This window comes from Gemmiger formicilis (genome assembly GCF_018784445.1).
Lineage (GTDB): Bacteria > Bacillota > Clostridia > Oscillospirales > Ruminococcaceae > Gemmiger.
In genome coordinates, this window is sequence record NZ_WQOH01000052.1 from 266,437 (window position 1) to 285,981 (window position 19,545).

At 60.6% G+C, this 19,545-nt stretch carries 21 protein-coding genes; 8 read left to right on the forward strand and 13 right to left on the reverse strand.

Features of this window, described 5'->3' with window-relative positions; translation table 11 throughout:
* Position 1 precedes the first annotated feature (1 nt).
* Together GPK89_RS13755 and GPK89_RS13760 are read left to right on the forward strand one after the other, a co-directional pair.
* Positions 2 to 964, forward strand: coding sequence for a carbohydrate kinase family protein (locus tag GPK89_RS13755; protein WP_215693967.1), 963 nt, complete (start codon positions 2 to 4; stop codon positions 962 to 964).
* A gap of 180 nt (positions 965 to 1,144) precedes the next feature.
* A complete protein-coding gene (locus tag GPK89_RS13760) occupies positions 1,145 to 1,450 on the forward strand; it encodes an HU family DNA-binding protein (protein WP_227595201.1) in 306 nt (101 codons plus the stop codon).
* A gap of 225 nt (positions 1,451 to 1,675) precedes the next feature.
* Here the strand turns inward: GPK89_RS13760 and GPK89_RS13765 are convergent, their stop codons facing one another.
* A complete protein-coding gene (locus GPK89_RS13765; RefSeq protein ID WP_215693970.1) occupies positions 1,676 to 2,896 on the reverse strand; it encodes a 6-phosphofructokinase in 1,221 nt (406 codons plus the stop codon).
* Positions 2,897 to 2,928: 32 nt separating this feature from the next.
* Positions 2,929 to 3,753: a Cof-type HAD-IIB family hydrolase gene (locus GPK89_RS13770; protein ID WP_215693972.1), complete on the reverse strand. Its 825-nt coding sequence runs from the start codon at positions 3,751 to 3,753 to the stop codon at positions 2,929 to 2,931.
* A 111-nt stretch (positions 3,754 to 3,864) separates the two neighbouring features.
* Between GPK89_RS13770 and GPK89_RS13775 the strand changes: the two genes are divergently transcribed.
* The 6 genes from GPK89_RS13775 (at position 3,865) to GPK89_RS13800 (ending at position 7,701) form a co-directional block, all read left to right on the forward strand.
* Positions 3,865 to 4,626, forward strand: coding sequence for a heparan-alpha-glucosaminide N-acetyltransferase (locus GPK89_RS13775; RefSeq protein WP_215693974.1), 762 nt, complete (start codon positions 3,865 to 3,867; stop codon positions 4,624 to 4,626).
* Between the two features lie 238 nt (positions 4,627 to 4,864).
* Positions 4,865 to 5,041: a 30S ribosomal protein S21 gene (rpsU, locus tag GPK89_RS13780; protein ID WP_005928271.1), complete on the forward strand. Its 177-nt coding sequence runs from the start codon at positions 4,865 to 4,867 to the stop codon at positions 5,039 to 5,041.
* Positions 5,042 to 5,144: 103 nt separating this feature from the next.
* Positions 5,145 to 5,654: a YqeG family HAD IIIA-type phosphatase gene (locus tag GPK89_RS13785; RefSeq protein WP_215693976.1), complete on the forward strand. Its 510-nt coding sequence runs from the start codon at positions 5,145 to 5,147 to the stop codon at positions 5,652 to 5,654.
* Positions 5,647 to 6,510 (forward strand): TIM barrel protein, encoded by an 864-nt coding sequence (locus GPK89_RS13790; protein WP_215693978.1) that lies wholly within the window; start codon positions 5,647 to 5,649, stop codon positions 6,508 to 6,510. The genes GPK89_RS13785 and GPK89_RS13790 overlap by 8 nt, the downstream gene beginning before the upstream one ends.
* A gap of 117 nt (positions 6,511 to 6,627) precedes the next feature.
* Entirely contained in the window at positions 6,628 to 7,188 is a 561-nt protein-coding gene (gene efp, locus GPK89_RS13795; RefSeq protein WP_078783163.1) for an elongation factor P, read from the forward strand.
* A 72-nt stretch (positions 7,189 to 7,260) separates the two neighbouring features.
* On the forward strand, positions 7,261 to 7,701 hold the full coding sequence (locus tag GPK89_RS13800; protein ID WP_215693980.1) for a CD1247 N-terminal domain-containing protein: 441 nt from the start codon (positions 7,261 to 7,263) through the stop codon (positions 7,699 to 7,701).
* 187 nt (positions 7,702 to 7,888) lie between these two features.
* Here GPK89_RS13800 and GPK89_RS13805 read toward each other — a convergent pair whose 3' ends face one another.
* From GPK89_RS13805 to GPK89_RS13855, 11 genes are all read right to left on the reverse strand, one after another.
* Complete coding sequence (locus GPK89_RS13805; protein ID WP_215693982.1) at positions 7,889 to 9,106, reverse strand: hypothetical protein; 1,218 nt, start codon at positions 9,104 to 9,106, stop codon at positions 7,889 to 7,891.
* Positions 9,107 to 9,164: 58 nt separating this feature from the next.
* On the reverse strand, positions 9,165 to 9,452 hold the full coding sequence (locus GPK89_RS13810; protein ID WP_215693984.1) for a hypothetical protein: 288 nt from the start codon (positions 9,450 to 9,452) through the stop codon (positions 9,165 to 9,167).
* Between the two features lie 101 nt (positions 9,453 to 9,553).
* Positions 9,554 to 9,913 carry a DUF2304 domain-containing protein gene (locus tag GPK89_RS13815; RefSeq protein ID WP_215693986.1) on the reverse strand — a complete coding sequence of 120 codons (360 nt, stop codon included), beginning with the start codon at positions 9,911 to 9,913 and terminating at the stop codon, positions 9,554 to 9,556.
* Position 9,914: 1 nt separating this feature from the next.
* A complete protein-coding gene (locus GPK89_RS13820; protein ID WP_215693987.1) occupies positions 9,915 to 10,634 on the reverse strand; it encodes a glycosyltransferase family 2 protein in 720 nt (239 codons plus the stop codon).
* A 1-nt stretch (position 10,635) separates the two neighbouring features.
* The gene (locus tag GPK89_RS13825) at positions 10,636 to 11,766 is read right to left on the reverse strand and encodes a glycosyltransferase family 4 protein (RefSeq protein WP_215693989.1); all 1,131 of its coding nucleotides are present in this window, start codon (positions 11,764 to 11,766) and stop codon (positions 10,636 to 10,638) included.
* Between the two features lie 13 nt (positions 11,767 to 11,779).
* Positions 11,780 to 14,329, reverse strand: coding sequence for a DUF2142 domain-containing protein (locus tag GPK89_RS13830; RefSeq protein WP_215693990.1), 2,550 nt, complete (start codon positions 14,327 to 14,329; stop codon positions 11,780 to 11,782).
* A 12-nt stretch (positions 14,330 to 14,341) separates the two neighbouring features.
* Entirely contained in the window at positions 14,342 to 14,848 is a 507-nt protein-coding gene (locus GPK89_RS13835; RefSeq protein WP_215693993.1) for a KdsC family phosphatase, read from the reverse strand.
* Between the two features lie 2 nt (positions 14,849 to 14,850).
* The gene (locus tag GPK89_RS13840; protein ID WP_215693995.1) at positions 14,851 to 16,410 is read right to left on the reverse strand and encodes an aldolase catalytic domain-containing protein; all 1,560 of its coding nucleotides are present in this window, start codon (positions 16,408 to 16,410) and stop codon (positions 14,851 to 14,853) included.
* A complete protein-coding gene (locus tag GPK89_RS13845; protein WP_215693998.1) occupies positions 16,403 to 17,137 on the reverse strand; it encodes a 3-deoxy-manno-octulosonate cytidylyltransferase in 735 nt (244 codons plus the stop codon). The genes GPK89_RS13840 and GPK89_RS13845 overlap by 8 nt, the downstream gene beginning before the upstream one ends.
* Positions 17,138 to 17,273: 136 nt before the next feature.
* Positions 17,274 to 18,248, reverse strand: a complete 975-nt coding sequence (locus GPK89_RS13850; protein ID WP_215694000.1) for a glycosyltransferase family 52 — start codon at positions 18,246 to 18,248, stop codon at positions 17,274 to 17,276.
* Positions 18,249 to 18,251: 3 nt separating this feature from the next.
* A complete protein-coding gene (locus tag GPK89_RS13855) occupies positions 18,252 to 19,529 on the reverse strand; it encodes an ABC transporter ATP-binding protein (protein ID WP_215694002.1) in 1,278 nt (425 codons plus the stop codon).
* Between the last annotated feature and the right edge of the window lie 16 nt (positions 19,530 to 19,545).

Genomic DNA, 19,545 nt, shown 5'->3' on the forward strand with positions numbered 1-19,545 from the left:
TATGGCTCGTGATACTTTGTACGCGATTGGCGAAGCGCTGATCGACATGATACCGTCCAAAAGCGGTTGCGCCTTTGCCGAGGTACCCGCCTTTGCGCCCCGGGTAGGCGGTGCTCCCGCCAATGTCTGCGGCGCGTTCACCAAGCTGGGCGGTGCTTCCGCGCTGTTGACCCAGCTGGGCGATGACCCCTTCGGCCATAAAATTGCCGACGAGCTGGCGGCCTGCGGCATCGATACGGCGCACATTGCCTTCACAGACAAAGCCAACACCGCGCTGGCCTTTGTCTCTCTGGAAGCCGACGGCAACCGCACTTTCAGCTTCTACCGCAAGCCGTCGGCGGATCTGCTCTACGCGCCGGAACAGGTGGACACCACCCTGTTTGACACAGCGTTTGCTCTGCATTTTTGCAGCGTAGCGCTGGTCGAAAGCCCCATGCGCGAGGCCCACAAGACCGCCATTGCCGCCGCACGGCAGGCCGGGGCCATCATCAGCTTTGACCCGAACCTGCGGTTCCCGCTCTGGCCCGACCGCGAGGCGCTGCGCCGCACCGTGCTGGAATTTCTTCCGCTGGCCGACATAGTCAAAATCTCCGACGAGGAGCTGGAATTTCTGACCGGCACAGCGAACATTGACACCGCACTGCCCACGCTCTTTGTCGGGAACGTGCAGCTCGTGCTCTACACATGCGGCAGCGCCGGGGCCCACGCCTACACCCATTCTGCGCACGGCTGCGCGCCCTGCCAGCCCGTCAGGGCCGTGGATACCACCGGGGCAGGGGATGGCTTTATCGGGTCGTTTTTGTGGCAGCTGCACGCCGCCGGTGCTGACCGCGCTGCGCTGGCCGGTCTGACCGCTCCACGGTTGGACAAATGGCTTGCGTTCTCTAATAAATTCTGCGGCATCAGCGTACAGGGCAGCGGTGCGATCGCCAGCTACCCCGACGCCGCGCAGATGGGCTTGTAACGCGCTGCGCCGCTCGGATATTCCAGCGCAGAACGTGCATTTTTTGCCATATGCCACTTTTTGCCGGATTCCGTTCGCAAATTTTATGATTTTTGCCGAAAAACCGCCTTTTTGCGAAAAAACTCTTGATTCTGCGCACAATTTTCTCTATAATAAACAACGTAATAATAAAGGCTATGTGTGCCTATAAGGATAGGAGTTAAAAATATCATGACGAGATCTCAGTTGATTACCAAGGTTGCCAATGACACCAACATGACCGCCGCTGAAGTGGAGAAGGTTATGGACGGTATTTTCGGCACCATCGGCGATGTGCTCAAGAGCGGCGACAAGGTCACCATCGCAGGCTTTGGCCGTTTCGAGATGCGTGAGCGCCAGACCAAGAACTTCACCAACCCCAAGACCAAGGTCACCAGCAAGCTGGAGCCGACCGCTATCCCCGGCTTCAAGGCCAGCGGCCGCCTGAAGGAGAAGGTCTCCGGCTGATCTCGTACAGATTGATAGCTTTTAAGGATCCGCAGGGATGCGGGTCCTTTTTTGTTTGTAACAAACAAAAAAGCCTCCCTTGTTAAAGGGAGGTGGACGCCGAAGGCGGCCGGAGGGATTCCGACGGGCGTTGCCTTACACGCGCTCACGCCCGCAGCCGGGCAGGAATCCCTTCGCCTCGCATAGCTCGGCACCTCCCTTTGACAAGGGAGGCATTTTGCTCTATCACAGATGAATATGCCGCGGCACGCCGTTGATGTAGATGGGCGTCAGCTCGGCCTGGATCAGTGGGCGGGCGTAGCGCTCAAACTTCTCGTTGACGTGCATACCGTCCGCGGTGATCCATTCGTCGGGGACCGTTTTTTCAAAGTTTGCGACCTGCGTCACATCGACCATCTCGGTCTCCACGCGGTAGGGTTGGTCACTCAGGCGCTTGATGGCTGCCATCTTGGCGGTTTCGCCGCGCACGGCGGCCTCCACCGCTGCGCCGCCCACCTGGTAGGCTTCGGTCACGTCGGTGCGGCTGGCCAGGTGGCTGGCGCAGCGCTGCAACGTCGAGAATTCGATGGCGCGGGTCTTGCAGCCCAGGCGCACGCGGATCAGGTCCGCCAGGTAGCGGCTCGTGCCGCTCAAAATTGCCTTGTGGCCGAAGGCGTCCAGCTGCCCGGCCGTGGAGACCAGGTCACACAAGAAAACGCCGTCCTTATTCTTCACGCCCTCGCTGACTGCGATAATGACATTGTGGCGCTCCTTTTCCAGCTCTGCGACGCGGGCCAGGAACGCTTCCTCGTCAAAGGGGCGCTCGGGCAGCAGAATCAGGTCGGGGCCGTTGCAGTCCGGGCCTGCGGCCAGGCTGGCGGCAGCGGCCAGCCAGCCGGTGTGGCGGCCCATGATCTCCGCCACCGTCACGCTGCGCAGGTCGTAGACGCTGGAATCGCAGATGACTTCCTTCAAAATCGTGGCAATGTACTTCGCTGCACTGCCGTAGCCGGGGGTGTGGTCGGTCAGCATCAGGTCGTTGTCGATGGTCTTGGGTACGCCAATGAAGCGGATCTCGCTGTTTACGGTCTTGCCGTAGGCACTCAATTTGGAGATCGTGTCCATCGAGTCATTACCGCCAATGTAGAACACCGCGCCGATGTCGTACTGCTTGAACAGCTCAAACAGCTGCAAAAACGGCTTCTCGTCCACCGTGGGGTCGGGCAGCTTGTGGCGGCAGCTTCCCAAGAAGCTGGACGGCGTACGCTTGAGCAGCTCAATATCCATCTTATCGCCCAGGACCGTGTCCAAGTCAACGAGCTTGCCCTCCAGCACGCCCTCAATGCCATACTGCATACCGTAGACATGGGGTGCACCGCAGGCCTTCGCGGTCTCGTAGACACCCGCCAGGCTGGAGTTGATGACAGCAGTCGGGCCACCCGACTGCCCTACCAGAACGTTCTTCATAGGTTTACCTCTCGTATATTTTATTTCATATCTTATAAAACATAGTTCTCAATCGCAGCTGCCACACCGTCATGATTGTTATCATCCGTCGTAACATCGGCAATTTTCTTGATATCGTCGGTGGCGTTGCCCATCGCCACACCCAAGCCCGCAGCCTCGATCATGGCGCAGTCGTTGCCGGAGTCACCCACAGCCATGACCTGCGCCCGGGTCAGGCCCAGCGTGCGGGCCAGCGCCATCAGGCCGCTGCCCTTTGTCACACCGGGGGCGTTGATTTCCATGTTGCAGGGCAGGCTGCTCGTCAGCTCCATGCCGGGGCAGGCGGCCAGCACCTCGTGCCAGGCAGCGTCGCGCTCGGCTTCGGTGGCGTAGATCATACTGTACTTTTCAATCTCGTGGGCGTGGTCGCGCAGCGTTTTGTGCATATCCGCAACTTCCAGGCGGGTCGTGCGGAAGTAGGTGCGCAGATTTTCCGGAACCATGTCCATGTGCTGCTCGGCGTTTTCGCGGGTGGTGTAGCTTTTGCCGCCGATGAAAATGCTCATCATGCCGGCACCACCCTCCAGGATATCATAGATTTTCAGCGCGTCCTCGGTCTTGAACGGCTGGTTCACCAGCTGCTCGCCGGTCTGCAGGTCCACGACGCTGGCACCGTTGGAGGTCAGCGCGTACCGCACGCCGGGAATGGCGGTGAACGCCTCCGGCACACCGCTTGCCGTGCGGCCGGTAGCGGGCAGCACCGCCACGCCACGCTCACAGGCCGTGCGGATGGCCGCCAGCGTGCGGGGGGTGATCTCCTTTTTATCGTTGAAAACCGTACCGTCAAGGTCCAGCGCCACAAGGCGGATGTCCTGCATAGTTTCACACTCCTTATCCAGGATATTGTATCGCAAAACCGCACCGATTGCAAGGTGCAGGCAACTGTGCTACAATAAAGTATCGGTAAAATTTGAGAAAGAGGCGGTAACATGCCTGTATTGCGCACCAAAACCAACCGGATGTGGCTGCCGGACGCCCTGCGCGGGCTGGCGCTGCTGAATATGCTGGTCTACCACGGCATGTACGACTGGGTATATGTGTTCGGCCATGCCAGCCGCTGGTACGATATCTGGGCCCCGGGGTGCCATGTGTGGCAGCAATATATCTGTTGGAGCTTTATTGTGCTGTCGGGATTCAGCTTTCCGCTGGCCCGCAAGCCGGTCAAAAACGGCCTACTGGTGGCCGGGTGCGCGGCGGTGCTCACGGTTGTGACGGCGGTATTCATGCCGTCGGAAGCCATCTGGTTCGGCGTGCTGCACCTAAACGCCGCCGCCGTGCTGCTGACCTGCCTGGTGTATCCGCTTTTGCAGCGCGTGCCAGCCGGGATGGGGCTGGCGACGTCTGCGGCGCTGTTTGCGCTGACGAATCAGCTTCCCTATGGGTATTTAGGCTTTGAGAATTGGCACCTCTGCGCCCTGCCTGCGGGGCTGTACAAGGCAAACTGGTTCTGGCTGGGCCTGCCGGACTTGACGCGGTTCACCTCGGCGGATTATTTCCCGGTCATACCGTGGGTGTTTTTGTTCTGGTGCGGCGTGTTTTTGGCGCGGCTGTGGCACCCGAGCAGGGGAGAGGCCCCAGCTGCGGCAGCGCCGCTCTGTGCTGTTGGACGGAACACGCTGTTTGTGTATATGCTGCACCAGCCCGTGATTTATGGGGCGCTGTGGGTGTGGCATAGGATCAGGGGGATGTGACGGCGAGGGTACGGGGCGACGAGGACGCCGCCCCCTACAACTAAAGGCTAAAGTAGTTCTAAAGGCAAAGTGCGGCGGCCTGAGGGCAGACCACCCCACCATTTATGAACATTTTAAAAATTTTCATTTTAGCGAAAATTGTTGTTGACATCAGGGGGGCTTTTATAGTATAATCTTGTTTACTGGTTAATAGTATTTGACCGGCAAACTCCTGTCTCAGGTCAAGGGAGGGAAGAAGATGTCGGAGATCCGTGTCAAAGAGGGCGAGTCCCTCGAGAGCGCTCTGCGCCGTTTTAAGCGCAGCACTGCTCGCAGCGGCGTGTTAGCTGAGGTCCGCAAGCGCGAGGCTTATGAGAAGCCTTCCGTTAAGCGCAAGAAGAAGTCCGAGGCTGCCCGCAAGCGCAAGTTTAAGTAAGGTATCTTACAACGAACGACTGTGCAGGTTCGCGTTACGCGCGGGCCTGCACTTTTATTTTATCGGCGGCAGCGATGCGGCCATCTTTAAAAAGGTCACACCCATGATTTTAACCCCTGAATATATTTTCAAAACCATCGAGTGCATCCACCCGGATTTTCTCGCGGCACATGGCATCAAGGCGCTGGTGCTGGACGTAGACAACACCCTGACCGGTGACAACAGCCAGGTGCTGGAGCCATCCGTCCAGGCCTGGCTGGATGAAATGCGCGCGGCGGGCATCAAACTGACCATTGTGTCCAACAACACCGCCAAGCGGGTGCGTCCCTTTGCGGAGCGCATCGGCCTGGACTGGGTGCCGCTGGCCTGCAAGCCGTTCACCGTCGGCCTGCGGGTAGCGCGGCGGCGGCTGGGCTGCCAAAAAAGCGAGATGGCCATGGTCGGCGACCAGATTTTTGCCGACCGGATGGCCGCCGGGCTGTACGGCTGCCCCTGCTTGTACCTGATGCCCCGCACGAACCACGACAAAAACAAATTTGTGCTGTTAAAGCGCAAGTTTGAACCGTACTGGATCGACAAATACTATCAGAAGGGCGGCAAGCTGTATGAGTGACACTCCGCGTTTCGGCACGGCCGGGCTGGCCGACAGCTACACGGTCAAAAAGTTTGACCCCGCCGCCATCGCCGCCTACACGGCAGGCTTTGGCCTGACGGCGTTTGAGTACCAGTGCGGCCGCGGCGTGCGGCTGGCCCACGACAAGGCCGCCGCCTTGGGCGCCGCCTGTGCAAAGCAAAATATCGCCCTCTCGGTCCACGCACCGTACTATATCAGTATGTCGAGCCTGGAGGAGGACAAGCGGCTGAACAGCATCGACTACCTGCTGCAAAGCTGCGCCCTCGTCAAGGCGCTGGGCGGGCGGCGTGTCATCTTCCACTCCGGCTCCTGCGGCAAGCAGAGCCGGGAGGCTGCGCTGGAAAAGGCGCTGGACACGATGGCCCGCGCTGTTAAAGCCTGCGACGAAGCCGGCTACGGCGACTGCATTCTCTGCCCCGAAACGATGGGCAAGATCAACCAGCTGGGCACGCTGGACGAGGTGCTGGCCCTGTGCGAGGTCGACAAGCGCATCACGCCCTGCATCGATTTCGGGCATCTGTACGCCCGCAGCTGCGGCGAGCAGTTTGCCGCCGCCACCGCGCCCGCCGATTACGCCGCCCTGCTGGACACGCTGGCGGCGCGTTTGGGCGACGACCGTGCCGTACACTTCCACGCGCATTTTTCCCGCATTGCCTACACCAAGGGTGGGGAAAAGTGCCACCTGACCTTTGCGGATACCGAGTTTGGCCCACCCCACGCGCCGCTGCTGGCGCTGCTGAAGGAGCGTGGTTTAGCGCCCACCATAATCTGCGAGTCTGCCGGAACGCAGGCTGAGGACGCCGCCACGCTGGCAAAAACCTATGCCGCCCTATAAAAAACACAAAATTTAGCAAATTTCACGCAAAAAAGTCCGAACAGGGCTTGAAAAAATGCCGACTTTCCTGTAAAATAAATACAGGTATGTATAATCTAATATTGGAGGAATTTCTATATGATTTCTGCAGGCGAATTCCGTAACGGTGTCACCTTCGAGCAGGACGGCCAGGTCCTTCAGGTCGTTGAGTTCCAGCACGTCAAGCCGGGCAAGGGCGCTGCCTTCGTCCGTACCAAGACCAAGAACGTCATCACCGGCTCTGTTGTTGAGACCAGCTACAACCCGACCGCTAAGTTCCCGCAGGCTTTCATCGAGCGCCGTGAGGTCACCTACTCTTACGAGGACGGCGATCTGTACCATTTCATGGATGTTGAGACCTACGACGATATCCCTGTTGGTGCTGCTGACGTGCCCGATAACTTCAAGTTCTGCAAGGAGAATGACACCTGCAAGCTGCTGAGCTACAAGGGCAAGGTTTTCAGCGTTGAGATCCCCAACTTTGTTGAGCTGGAAGTCACCGCTACCGAGCCGGGTGTCAAGGGCAACACCGCCACCAACACCCTGAAGCCCGCCACCGTTGAGACCGGTGCCGAGATCCGCGTGCCCCTGTTCATCAACGAGGGCGACAAGATTCGCATCGATACCCGCACCGGCGAGTATATGGAGCGCGTGAACTAATTTTGTTTCTCTTTGCCGGGCATGGCCGTACCGCCGCGCCCGGCATTTTTTAACATTAGGGAGGATTGAATTATGGCTATGGATCTGAATGCAAAGGCCGCCTACATCCGCGGCCTGATGACCGGTATGGAATTTGACGCAGACTCCAAGAACGGCAAAGTCATTGCCGCCATGATGGACCTGCTGGAAGAGATGGCTGCTCAGGTCACCGAGCATGACGACGCCCTGGATCAAGTCTACGACGAACTGGAGACGCTGGATCAGGATGTTGACGATATCGTCAGCGACCTCTATGCCGATGACGACGACGAGGATGAGGAAGACGAAGACGACGACAGCACCATGTACGAGGTGACCTGCCCGAACTGCGGCCAGATCTCCACCCTGGATGAGGAAACCCTGATGGATCCCGAGGGTGACCTGGTCTGCCCCCACTGCGGCGCGACCTTCGACGTTGAGCTGGAAGGCACCGAGGAGGACTCCGCCGAGGAGACCGACAAGCAGGATCAGTAATTTTACCCCCGCATAACAGCACCCGCCCCGCAGCCAGTTTTGGCCGCGGGGCGGGTTTTATTTTGGGTATGTTCTCGTTATGTAGGGGCGGATGCTTGCATCCGCCCGCACAGTTTGCGACAGACGCATCGTCTCCTACGCCGCAGGGGTGCATTCCATATGCGCCCGCATCCACCACCTGCTTGCCTCACGCCCCCAGCATATACACCGCACCGTACAGATTGAACAACACCGCCATCCCGCACAGGGCTTTGGCTCCCGCGCCGGGCCGCCAGGTGGGCCGCGCCATGAACCAGATAAGCAGCCAGGGAAACAGATCCACCATGTACCGTGCGCCGAACTGCCAGCCGCCCAACGTTCGGTGCATACAGGTCAGCGCTGTCAGCACCGCGCAGACCGCCGCAATGCATCGGCCGGCGGCGGGCAGGGGCAGGTCGTTCCGGCGCGGCTCTGTGCGACCTGGCAGGCTGACCGCCGCACCGCGCAGCATCGCCAGCAGGAACAGCGGGTTTGCTATGAAAAACAAAAAGCCGTTGAACTTCTCAAATTGCAGCACGCCCTGGGCGTCCAGCGTGACCGGGCGCAGCAACTGCAGCAGGTTTGGCAGCAGGTAGTGCAGGCTGAATTGGCCGTAGTCGGCACGGGTAAACTCCGGCAGGTAGTTGTGGCCGAACTCCGTCACACTGCCAAACCGCACGTAGTTGTAGGCCATCATGCCTACTGCGACCGCTGCGGCGGGCAGTAGGGCAGGGAGGATGGCGCACACGCTGCGCTGTTTATACGCTCGCCACACCAGCCAGCAGGCCAGCAGCAGCGCGTAGAAGGGTCGGCAACCCACGGCCAGCGCCATGCAGAGCGAAGCCAGCGCTGTTTGTCCCGGGCTGCGCCCCTGGACAAAGTACAGCCCCCACACGGCAAACAGCAGCCCGCACAGCTGGGCCAAGAACCATACGCCATCGCTGGTGGACATCCAAAAGAGGTTGGATCCCATGCTGACAAACACTGTAAAATAAGCGCAAGTATCCGGGGCCATGCCGCTGCGCATACAGCACAGGTAGCCCCCCGCCGCACAGAGCAGCGCCAGCTCCAGCATAATAAGCCCGCCCGGCAGCGCCTGCCAGCCGCCGAACGCCGCCACAAGGGGCAGCATCAGCACGGCGGGCACCGGCGGGAAGGACTGGTAGTACCGCCCCTCGTAGACAGCCAGTTCCAGCCAAGGGTAGCTTTCACCGTCGGCGATGTAATTGCGTCCGGCCAGCCAGTTTTCGGCCTGCAACGCGTAGCTGTTGTACGGCCCGGCTTGCAATAGCGTACCACCCGCCAGGCTATGGTACAGCACCAGCGCCAGCGTCAGGCAGGCCAGCACCTCCAGCAGGGCCGCGGCGTGTTGTCGTTTTTGCGGCATAGTTGCCCCCCTACAAGAAATGCCCCGGCGCAGTACACCGGGGCAAAAGGTTTATTGCTTACTTTTTCTGCAATGCGCCCTGCAGCATGATATCGCCGAAGGAGAGCGCGTTGTACAGGCCCACCTTGTTGGCCTGGCGGGCAATGCGCTCGGGCAGGGGCTTCGTCTCGTCGGTGGAGAGCAGGACGATGTGCACCTTATCGGCCACGTCGACGCCGTTTTCCTTCTTGGTGGAGAGCACCTGCAGGTAAACGACGAACGGATCTTTCATGGAGCCGTAGTAGATATCGTTGCCGCAGCGCACCAGCGGGCGGCCCTTATAGGTCAGTTTCGGGGTATATGCCATATCTGAAACCTTCTTTCTGTTTAGTCAATACTATATTATAGCATAGATTTTGCCGGAATACAAATTTTTATTGCAAATGCCTTTCCCCCTGGGGGAAGCCTTTACAGGTCCAGCTTGTCCCGCTCCACTTTTTCCTCGTTCAGCGCGACCTGCTCGGTCAGGATGCGCACCTTGCTGTCCAGCTGGCTCAATTTGATGGACATGAAAAACTGCTTAGCCAGCAGCAGGAAGATGATGACGACGTAGACGAAGTTGATGGGGCTCATGAAGCCCAGCAGGTTGGCGGCCCAGTAGGCAATGCCTGGGAAAATAGCCAGAATCAGCAGCGCCGCACTGAACAGCAGCCAGAAGATCGTATCCTCGATCTGGACTTTTGCCTGCCGCACGCGCCGCAGGATATACCCCGCCGTGATGAAGCTGCCCAGGATCAGGCAGATGCGAATGAGCGTTTGATCGAACATTTCACAGGCTCCTTTCGGGGTAGGGGGTCTCGGTGTCCCGCTTGCGGAACCACTGGATCAGCAAAATCGAGATGGACATTTTGACCATATACTGCACACTGCGCCAGAAGGTCAGGTAGCTCTGGCCCGCCATGCGTTCGCCCATTTCCACCTGCACTTCCTTGACGGTCGCGCCGTTTTTGATCAGGTAGCTGATGGTGTCCGGTTCGGGGCCGTAGTTGAGGTTCTGGGCAAATTCCTCGACCATAGCGCGGTTGAACATCCGCATCCCGCTCGTCGGGTCGCAGATGGCGCGGCCCGTCGTCAGCCGTATGGACCAGCTGATGATGTAGCTGCCCAGCATCCGCAGCGTCTTGGGCTTTTTCACGGTCAAAAAGCGGCTGCCAATGACGATATCGCTGCCTGCTTCCAGTTCTTTCAGCATAGCTTCGATATATTCCGGCTTATGCTGGCCGTCGGCGTCCATCTGCATGGCGCAGTCGTAGTCATTTTCGGCGGCAAAGCGCAGCCCGGTCTGGAACGCGCCCGCCAACCCCAGGTTGACCGGCAGATCAATGAGGCGATAGCCGTGGGCGCGGCAGATGGCCGCCGTTTTGTCGCGGCTGCCATCGTTGACGACCACGTAATCATACTGGGGATAGTCGCGGGTCAGTTCCTCCACGACCTGCACGATGTTGGCTTCCTCGTTATGGGCGGGGATGACGATGAGTAGTTTTGACATCTTAGCTCCTTTTGGCTGCATTTACAATTTCCATCATTGTAGCAAACACAGCCTGCCATGTAAAGTGGCTGCAAAGGTTTTCGTGGGCTTTTTCGGCCCGGGCGGCCGCAGCAACAGGATCCGCCATCAGGGTATCCAGCCCGGCGCGGATGGTTTGGGTGGATGCGTCAGCCAGAAAGACTGCGTAATCGTCCCCGGGCAGCAGCTCCCCGGTGCCCGCCGTGCGGGTCGTCACGATGGGGCAGCGGCAGGCCGCAGCCTCCAAAAGGGTGGTAGGGAAGCCCTCGGCGTATTCCGTCGGCAGGCAGTAGGCGTCCGCCTGGGCCAGCAGCTGGACGATTTGCTCATGCGGCAGCGCACCCAGCACGTGGATGGGGCCGCCCAGCGCGGCGAGAGACGGTTCCTCCGGGCCGGTGCCAGCCACGGCCAGCACACAACCGGGGATGGCCTGCACGGCGTTGGCAAGGCGCAGTGCGCCTTTTTCGGGGATGAGCCGCCCGACAAAGGCGATGAGCTTGCCGCCCGCGGGCACATTCAGTTTGGTGCGCCAGTCTACGGCGTTCTCGGCGCGGGCCAGTTTGTCCAGCTCATCCGGATCAACAGCGTTGGGCAGGCGGCCCGCCGCCGTGATGCCAAAGGTCTGCAGCCAGCGGCAGACGTCCCCCGAAACGCCGTAGAAGGGGAACCCACAGCGGCGGATACAGCCGCAGGCGGCGTGCTCATAGGCTTTGCCCAGCGCCCCGGCCAGCCCGCCGTGCATCATATAGCCGGTAGAGTGGTCGATGACCAGCGCCGGGATGCCCCGCCGCTTGCACTGGCGGGCTGCCCAGACGCTTTGGGGGTACATCCGGGTCTGGATGACCGCAAAGTCGATGTCCTGCGCCCACAGGTCACCAGCGTCAACGAAGGGATGCAACACCGGGAACCGCCCGCCCATGACAGGGTACGACGGCAGGCGAAAAATTTCGATACCGTCGGGGTCGGTCTCCCGCGCGGGCAGACCCGGCAGCGACGCCGTGACCACGAGCGCCCGGTGCCCCGCCGCGACGCACCGCCGCGCCAAGTTCCAGGTATACCGCTCGACCCCGCCGGGAGTGGGGAGGTATTGGGTGGAGAAGAAGCAAATAACCATAGTGTAAGCCTTTTTATCGTGCAATCACTGCCAGCATGATATTGACCACAACGCCCGCCTGCACCAGCGCCAGGGCCAGAGTCAGGTGGGACTGCGCCGTATCCTCGTCGGGCACGGCGGCCAGGCGGCGGGGCAGGCAGGTCAGGAGCAGCAGCGGCAGAACCGGCAGGAAATACCGCCCCTGCAGACCGTACAGTGTCTCGTAATGGGTGGGCGTCCACAGCAGGCAGCCGGCCACAGCCAGCAGGCAGCTGACCACTGTCGCCGCGCAGCACCAGCCGCGGGCTTTGCCACAGGGGGCCAGCGCCGCGCCCTGCACCGGCAGGGCCGCATAGGCCAGCAGCAGGTACAGCACCACGACCCAGCCCCAGGCCAGATCCACGGTGTAGTAGCTTAAACTGCCGCCCACCAGCGTGCGGATATAGTGGTCGCCGTTTTCCACGGCGCTGCGCACAAACAGCATGACAGTGGCCACGGGATGCCGCAGGATGTACCCGGGCGTATAGGTAGTCTTGTCGGCCTCATCCGCCGTGCTCTGGGTACTGCGGGTCGCGCGGGCGGCCTCGACCTCTTTTGCCAGTTCGGCGCGGTCCAGCGGGATGCGGTCATCCATTGAGCCGACTTCAACGCCCAGCCCGGCAAACTGCTCCTGACAGCTGGGCAGGCTGAACAGCTGCTTGTACGCCTGCACCGCGCCGCCCTCAGTAAAATAGGGCAGGTAGGCATCTGCATTACCCACCGTCACATCGGTGCCGAACAGCACGAGCGATGCCTCGGTATAGAACGCCTGCGCGTCCGTGTAGGTGTTGGCCTTATCCGCTGCAAAAAGGAAGCTCTGTCCCAGCACGGCGGGGGTCACATCCTTCTCGCGCAGAGCCTGCACCCAGAAGTCCACCTCGCTCTTGGCGGGCACGGCGTTATCCTCCACATAATAGTATAGCCGTTTTACATAGTTTTCCAGCGAGTTCTCGTTGATCTGCGCCTCATATTCCCAGTCGGCCGGTGTCGGCGTACCCTTGGCGGCGCGGTCACTGCAGGCCGGCTCGGCCGCTGCGGCTGCAGGCTCCTGCACCGCGCCGCTGTGCAGCGTGTCGGTCAGCAGGCCGGTGTTCAGCAGCAGGGCCAGCGCCAGGCAGACGGCCAGGTAGCCGCACTTTTTTGCTTTGGCGTGGTGGCCCAGTCGGGCTGCGGGCACCACCAGCAACAGCGCGGCCAGCGGCAGGTAAACAAGCTTGCCGGGGGCCAGCAGCACACCACAACCCAGCAGCAGCGCTAGCCGGGCAGGGGAGAGAGCCTTCTGCTTTTCGGGTCCGAAGGCCGCATCCAGCAGCAGCGCCGTAAAGGCGAAGCACAGCCCCAGCAGCGGGGCATCGCGGCTGAAGCTGGCCGCCAGGTGCAGCGTCATGGGCAACAGCGCCGCCACGGTGAACACCCGCTTGCCAAACGGCACGACCTTCACGGCCAGCGCCGCCAGCGCCGCAAACAGCAGTAGGTTTGCCAGCCGCCCCAGGAACAGCGCCGGGGCAAACCCCAGGTGCAGCACATACGCCAGGAACACCGCCGCCGCACTGACCACATACAAAAGCGGGTTCTGGTCGGTCTGCAGTTCGTTGTACTCCTGGTGGCTGTCAAATGGCTGGTCCGTCGTCGTGAACAGCCCGGAGGTAAACTCCTCCCAGGTAAAGACCGTCGTGTTCTCGTCCTGCAAATCGGCGTCCTCGTCGCCTACGCGGCGGAAGGAGGTCGTCGTGGGCACTTTGCCCATCCGCCATTCACCGCGGGACAAATCGTTGGCCCAGCGGCAGGCGAGGGTGAAGCTCTGGTTGATGTGGTATTTTTCGTCCGGCGCGGCGTAGGGCGGCAGCACAAAGCTGTACAGCAGCCCAAGGCCCAGCGCCAGAACAAATATCAGACGGTGCAACGCCAGTTTTTTGCTCAGCACTGCCCACACGGCAAATGCTGCCAGCAGCGCCGCAAAGCCGCCCACGACCAGGAAGAACCGGGTCAGGTAGCCGCCGATGCGCTGGTAGGTGATCTGCATGGCCATCGTGCCGTCCACGGCGCGGTCAGCCACCGACATCTGCTCTTTCCAAAGCGCCACGCCGTCGCTGTGGCCAACGGCCAGAATCGCGTCGGTCGTGTAGTGGGGCGTCACGGTCAGCCGGTAGCGGCGGCCCTCCTGCCCGGTCACGGCGGGGTCCAGGCCCAGCGTCGTGTACTGGTCAGGCACGATATAGTCCATCGTTCCCACCGAGCGGGCCAGCTCCTCGCCGGTGTCGGCGTCATAGAGCACTACATCCAGCTCGCCGCTGGGCTGTGCGCCCGGCAGGTAAAATTCAAGGCCTATCGTCAAAATATCCTTGTCGTAGGTAAACACCTGTTCGGCGGTCTCACCGTCATGGATCAGCTCCGCACGCAGGAAATCGGTGATGATCTCGCTGCGGCCCTTGCCCACGTTGGGGCGCACCTGCGCCAGCCAGATGAGCACCACGCCCGCCAGCAGCACGGCCAGCGTCGCCAGAGCGGCCAGCAGGGGTTTATGGTTTTTCCATTGTTGTTTCATGGGTTCTCCCAATTATAGCTCAACATCAAACGCCTTTTGCACGGCGTCCTTCCATCGTCCGTCCCCGCGCAGAATCTTCTCCACGGCACCGCGCACGGCACCCTCGCCGCCGCGCTGGGGGCAGATGTAATCGGCGCGGGCTTTCACCTCCGCAGCGGCGTCCGCCGGGCAGGCCACAAAACCGCACAGCGCCATGGCCGCCAGGTCATTCAAATCGTCGCCGCAGTAGGCGACTTCTTCCCGCGCGTAGTGGTTCTCGGCCATAAAACCGCGCAGGAACGCCGCCTTTTTGCCAACGTTCTGGTATACGTCAGTGATTTTTAAATCCGCAGCACGGCGGCGCACAGCCTCACACTCGCGCCCGGTGCAGATCATCACCCGGATGCCCGCCGTGCGGGCTAGCACCAGCCCGGCGCCGTCTTTGATGGCGAACTTCTTCGTCTCGTTGCCGGTGGCGTCGTAGTAGACACCGCCGTCGGTCATTGTGCCGTCCACATCCAGCACCAGCAATCGTATCATGGTCAGGCCCTCTCGTACTCGCTGGGGGTGATGAACGCCACCGGCAGGCCCGCTGCGCGGATGGCCCCCGCCATCTGAGCGTTGTAGGCCACGCCGCGCCCGGTGTGGGTGTGCAGCCCGGCGTCAGCGTAGGCCGCCGTGCCCGCCTTGTAGCCGTCGGCACCGGCCAGCAGCACCTTAGCCGCGCCGCAGAGCCGCAGCAGCCGCAGCAGCATCAAAACGCTGTTGCCGCCCTGGGCGTCGGTGGCGGAGAGGCGGTCATAGTTGACGACCGCCGCGCCCTTGTCAGCGCGCAGGTTGCTCGTCAAAATCAGCGGGCAGGGGTAGGCGGCGTCCTCATCAAAGCGCTTGGCGTTGGTGAAGAACGCATAGTCCGGCTTGACAAACTCCGGCACAAAGTTGGCCGAGACGGTCACGTCAGCCTGTGCCGCCGCCACGGCCGCACGGCCTGCCTCGGTGGCAAGGCTTGCGCCGGGGGCCAGCACCCGCACGGTTTTCCCCGTAAAGGTGGCCTGCAAGGCAGCCAGCGCGGCGGTGTCGTCGGTGCGGCGGTTCTTGTACTCGGTGTAGAGCGTATCAGCGTAGGCGGCGTCAAACACAGTCTTTTTGTCCGGCGCGATGGCCGCCAGGATGTGGTTGATGTCGCGGTTCGTCAAATCGCCCTTGCCGAGATAATGTTCGGCATAGTTACGATGCAGATTGAACTTGGCCGACAGGAAGTAGGCCGGGGTGTAGCCCCAGGCGCACTCACCCTTGATGGGCGCAATGTGGTCCTGGATGGCGTCCATCAAATCATCAATGTTGTAGTGGCCGCCGAAATACTCGTTCATATAGTCGGCGATCAGCTCAATGGGCAGGTTGCCGGGGATGCGCCCCATGCCCATCAGGCTGCCGTCCACGGCCAGGTCGCGGCGCAGATGCTTGTCCAAGAACTCCTGTGCCAGACAGAAGCTCAGGGCCATATTCTCATGCAGGTGCAGCGCCAGGCGGATATCCGGGGCCAGGTTGTGGTCGGCCATGCTGACAATGCGCTCCAGGTCACGGCGGCGCATGCTGCCGAAGGTATCCACGATGGAGAACTGCCAGGGGTGGATCTCGTTGACCTGCTCAAAGATCCAGAGCAGGTCTTTGTCGCTGTACCCCATGATGTTGATGGGGTTGATGGAGACTTTGTAACCCAGTTCTTTGATGCGGCGGGCAAAGTCCATGCCGTCTTTAATGTCGTAGTCATGGGCGGTGATGCGGATAATTTCGATGCCGTGGCCGTCGTAGGGGGACAGCTTCGAGATATCGTAGTTCGAGCGCATCGCCATGCCGGAATACATCGTGTGGCCACGCTGGCTCTCGTCGGGCAGCAGGCGGTTCAGTTCCTCGATGGTGTTGCAGACCGTCACGTCGGGGTCGTAGCCGTCCACATTGCGCAGAAAGCCCACCTCGACGACGTCCACGCCCGCGCGGGTCAGCGTCTGGATGATGCGCCTCGCAGAGCCGAAGCCCCACTGCCAGCTGTTGACATAGCCGCCGTCGCGCAGGGTGCAGTCCAGCAGTTTGATATCAGCCATGCTGCTTCTCCTTCAAAATTTCATTTACCAGCGCCAAATCTTTAGGCGTATCCACACTGACCGTCTTGTAAGGGCTGACGATGGCGTGTACCTTGTGGCCGTTCTCGATAAAGCGCATCATGTCGTTTTCCTCGGCCTTTTCCAGGATGGATTTCGGCGTCTCGTGGTAGAATTTCAGCGCCTGCTTGCTGTACAGCTGAATGCCGGTGACTTTCTCGTACTCAAAATCCAGCGTGCCTTTGGGGTAGGGGATGGGGCTGCGGGAAATCAGCAGAATCTCCCGCGCGGCGTTCGTCACGACCTTTTGATTGGAGAAATCGATGACATCCGCCGGGTGTTCCATAATATTGGTCAGTACGGCGACATAATAAGGATCCTCGGGCAGGGTGCTGGGCAGGATCAGGTCAAACGCGGCCGGGTTGACCAGCGGTTCGTCGCCCATCAGCTGCAAGTAGAGGTCTGCATCCTCCACGGTGCTGACCTCCCAGATGCGCCCGGTGGGGGTATCGTGGTCAGGGCTGGTCATCAAGTAGCGCATATCGTAGGCTTTGCAGGCGTCGGCAATGCGCTCGTCGTCGGTGGCAATAAGCACATCGTCCAGCTTCGGGCAGGCCTTGGCGGCCTGGTAGACCCAGTAGATCATCGGTTTGCCCAGCACATCCGCCAGCGGCTTGCCCGGCATCCGGGTACTGGCGTAACGCGCGGGGATAACGGCGATTGTTTTCATGGTATTATACCTCGCATATTTGGCTTATATATAAAATGAACCACGCATGTAGGGGCCGGGCATGCCCGGCCCACAGCTTTACGGAAAGCGCTCTATTACGATCAGGTTGAGGGCGGGACATATCCCGCCCCTACCGTCATACTAATTTTTTCGCTTCGTCCAGCGTCAGGTGGATTTTTTCATCCGCTGCGGTGAACCCTCGCAAAACAAAGCTCTGCACGGTCACGGCGCGGGCAAAATGGAAGGGCAGACAGAAGTTCAGCACCTCGCTGGGCATCGTGCGCTCCAACACGGTAGCGTCAGGGAACAGGGCTTTATAGTCCGTCGTGTCCCGGGGGTGGGTCTTGATAAACAGCGGCCCAACGGCATATTTTTCCGCCACCGCCTTGAGCATCGCGTCCTGCTGTCCTTGGGTCATCAGTCCGTCCGCCACAAAGCTGCGGGGCAGCAAAAGCGTTGCGCCGTCGGCCTTTTCGGGCAGGGGCTGGGTCAAAAATATGCGGCGCACCAGCGCTTTTTCGGCATCGGTCAGGCTCTCCAACAGTATGGCCTTGCTGTCCGTCACCATGCGCGCAGCGGGGAACAGCGTACACTTCGCGGCGTCCTCGCTCTCGATGCGCACGCACCATGGGCTGTCGCCCCAGTAGAGGTAGCCTTTTCCGCGCTGTTTCGCGGCAAAATCGGCCGCCGCGCGCTGGTCGGTCACAAGATGCTGGTCGGGGCCAAGGGTGCTGCCGAACGTGTCTTCGCACAAGATATACCCGGCGCGGCAGTCCTGCATATAGCGGCCCAGCACGCTCCAATCGTTGTGGATATACACGTTTTCATACGCTGCGCGGTCAAATTTCCAGCCGCACAGCTTCTCAAACGCCCGCGCCGCACGCTGGTGGGCAAAGGGGCCTGTCACTGTGCCGGGCCACTTTGTCTCGTCCACAATGACTGTCTTAACAACGCCGGCCGCGTCCAGCCGGGCCGCCAGCGCGGCGGTGTCGGGCACGGACGCGGAAAGCACCATCGTGTGGGGTCCATTTTCACAGGCGCAGCGCCCGGCCCGCAGCAGGTCTATCAAAACCTGATAGGCCGTGTGGCAGATGTACAAATTCGGTTTCATGGCTTACTCCTGCACCAGCTTGACCGGCGGGAAGTGGATGCGCCCCCAGCCGGACGCCCACTCGGGCATCGTCAGGTCGCTGTTGGTCACTTCAAAGGCGAACTCGGTCACAGGCTTGTCCAGGCAAACCGCATGGGCCAGTGCGCCGTCAAAAATATCAAGGTAGAAGAAATACTGTCCCTCGCCCAGCAGGCTCGGGTCAAACTCAAACACCGAGGTGTAGACCTTGCCCGGCTCGGCAGGGCCGAGGTCCACCGGGTGGGTGATGCCCACCGGCGTCGAATCCCGCGCGTGGAGGTTCATCTTCATGTGGATGCCCGCGAACGGCTCCGACACGCGCCAGGTGATTTTCACGCGCATCTTCTCGGTGTCGGCAAAGACGCTCGATTCTTTCCCGACGAAGTCCAGCGTTTCCAGCCGGAACCGCTTGCCGGCACTGCCGGTCATGCGGGCCACATCGGCCAAATCGTAGTGGACGACATTGACGTCAGTGGTGTCCATGTAGACCGCGATAGCCTGCTCGACGTCGCCGTCAAAGATGACCTTGCCCTTGTCCAGCACGACGCAGCGGGTACAAAGCTGACGGATCGTTGACATATTATGGCTGACATACAGCACCGTGCGGCCGTCCTGGTTGGCAACGTCGCTCATTTTTCCTAAGCATTTCTGCTGGAATTTCATGTCGCCGACGGCCAGCACCTCGTCCATGACCATAATTTCACTGTCGAGGTGCGCGGCCACGGCAAAGGCAAGTTTCACGAACATACCGCTGGAGTAGCGCTTGACGGGGGTGTCAATAAAATCGCCGCACTCGGAAAATTCGATGATCTGCGGCAGTTTTGCATCGATTTCGGCGCGGGTCATGCCGAGAATTGCGCCGTTCATATAGATGTTCTCGCGGCCTGTCATTTCGTTGTTGAAGCCGGTGCCGACCTCCAGCATCGACGCCACGCGGCCGCGAATCTTGATTTCACCCTCGGTGGGGGCGGTGATGCGGGAGAGCAGCTTTAACAGCGTAGATTTGCCCGCGCCGTTTCGGCCGATGATGCCCAGCGCCTCGCCCTGGTAGACGGTCAGGTCAACACCGTTCAGTGCCATAAAGGTTTGCCCAAACAGCCGTTGGTCGGTGCCGATGACGGTGTTCGGGTCCTCCTTCCCGCGCACGCGGGCCCACCAGCTCTGCAGGTCATGCGTCAGCGTGCCGCCGCCAATCTGGCCGAGCTTGTACTGTTTTTTCAGCCCCGAAACTTCGATGACCGGGCGTTTTTCTGTTGCAGACATAATTCAAGCGCCCCTT

Excerpts from the sequence above, each read along its gene's own strand:
- GPK89_RS13820 (WP_215693987.1), bottom strand. The coding sequence starts at position 10,634 with ATGTCAAAACTACTCATCGTCATCCCCGCCCATAACGAGGAAGCCAAC.
- GPK89_RS13825 (WP_215693989.1), bottom strand. The coding sequence starts at position 11,766 with ATGGTTATTTGCTTCTTCTCCACCCAATACCTCCCCACTCCCGGCGGG.
- GPK89_RS13800 (WP_215693980.1), top strand. The coding sequence starts at position 7,261 with ATGGCTATGGATCTGAATGCAAAGGCCGCCTACATCCGCGGCCTGATG.
- GPK89_RS13755 (WP_215693967.1), top strand. The coding sequence starts at position 2 with ATGGCTCGTGATACTTTGTACGCGATTGGCGAAGCGCTGATCGACATG.
- GPK89_RS13835 (WP_215693993.1), bottom strand. The coding sequence starts at position 14,848 with ATGATACGATTGCTGGTGCTGGATGTGGACGGCACAATGACCGACGGC.
- efp (WP_078783163.1), top strand. The coding sequence starts at position 6,628 with ATGATTTCTGCAGGCGAATTCCGTAACGGTGTCACCTTCGAGCAGGAC.
- GPK89_RS13765 (WP_215693970.1), bottom strand. The coding sequence starts at position 2,896 with ATGAAGAACGTTCTGGTAGGGCAGTCGGGTGGCCCGACTGCTGTCATC.
- GPK89_RS13805 (WP_215693982.1), bottom strand. The coding sequence starts at position 9,106 with ATGCCGCAAAAACGACAACACGCCGCGGCCCTGCTGGAGGTGCTGGCC.
- GPK89_RS13850 (WP_215694000.1), bottom strand. The coding sequence starts at position 18,248 with ATGAAACCGAATTTGTACATCTGCCACACGGCCTATCAGGTTTTGATA.
- GPK89_RS13785 (WP_215693976.1), top strand. The coding sequence starts at position 5,145 with ATGATTTTAACCCCTGAATATATTTTCAAAACCATCGAGTGCATCCAC.
- GPK89_RS13855 (WP_215694002.1), bottom strand. The coding sequence starts at position 19,529 with ATGTCTGCAACAGAAAAACGCCCGGTCATCGAAGTTTCGGGGCTGAAA.
- GPK89_RS13840 (WP_215693995.1), bottom strand. The coding sequence starts at position 16,410 with ATGGCTGATATCAAACTGCTGGACTGCACCCTGCGCGACGGCGGCTAT.
- GPK89_RS13830 (WP_215693990.1), bottom strand. The coding sequence starts at position 14,329 with ATGAAACAACAATGGAAAAACCATAAACCCCTGCTGGCCGCTCTGGCG.
- GPK89_RS13810 (WP_215693984.1), bottom strand. The coding sequence starts at position 9,452 with ATGGCATATACCCCGAAACTGACCTATAAGGGCCGCCCGCTGGTGCGC.
- GPK89_RS13775 (WP_215693974.1), top strand. The coding sequence starts at position 3,865 with ATGCCTGTATTGCGCACCAAAACCAACCGGATGTGGCTGCCGGACGCC.
- GPK89_RS13770 (WP_215693972.1), bottom strand. The coding sequence starts at position 3,753 with ATGCAGGACATCCGCCTTGTGGCGCTGGACCTTGACGGTACGGTTTTC.
- GPK89_RS13790 (WP_215693978.1), top strand. The coding sequence starts at position 5,647 with ATGAGTGACACTCCGCGTTTCGGCACGGCCGGGCTGGCCGACAGCTAC.
- rpsU (WP_005928271.1), top strand. The coding sequence starts at position 4,865 with ATGTCGGAGATCCGTGTCAAAGAGGGCGAGTCCCTCGAGAGCGCTCTG.
- GPK89_RS13845 (WP_215693998.1), bottom strand. The coding sequence starts at position 17,137 with ATGAAAACAATCGCCGTTATCCCCGCGCGTTACGCCAGTACCCGGATG.
- GPK89_RS13815 (WP_215693986.1), bottom strand. The coding sequence starts at position 9,913 with ATGTTCGATCAAACGCTCATTCGCATCTGCCTGATCCTGGGCAGCTTC.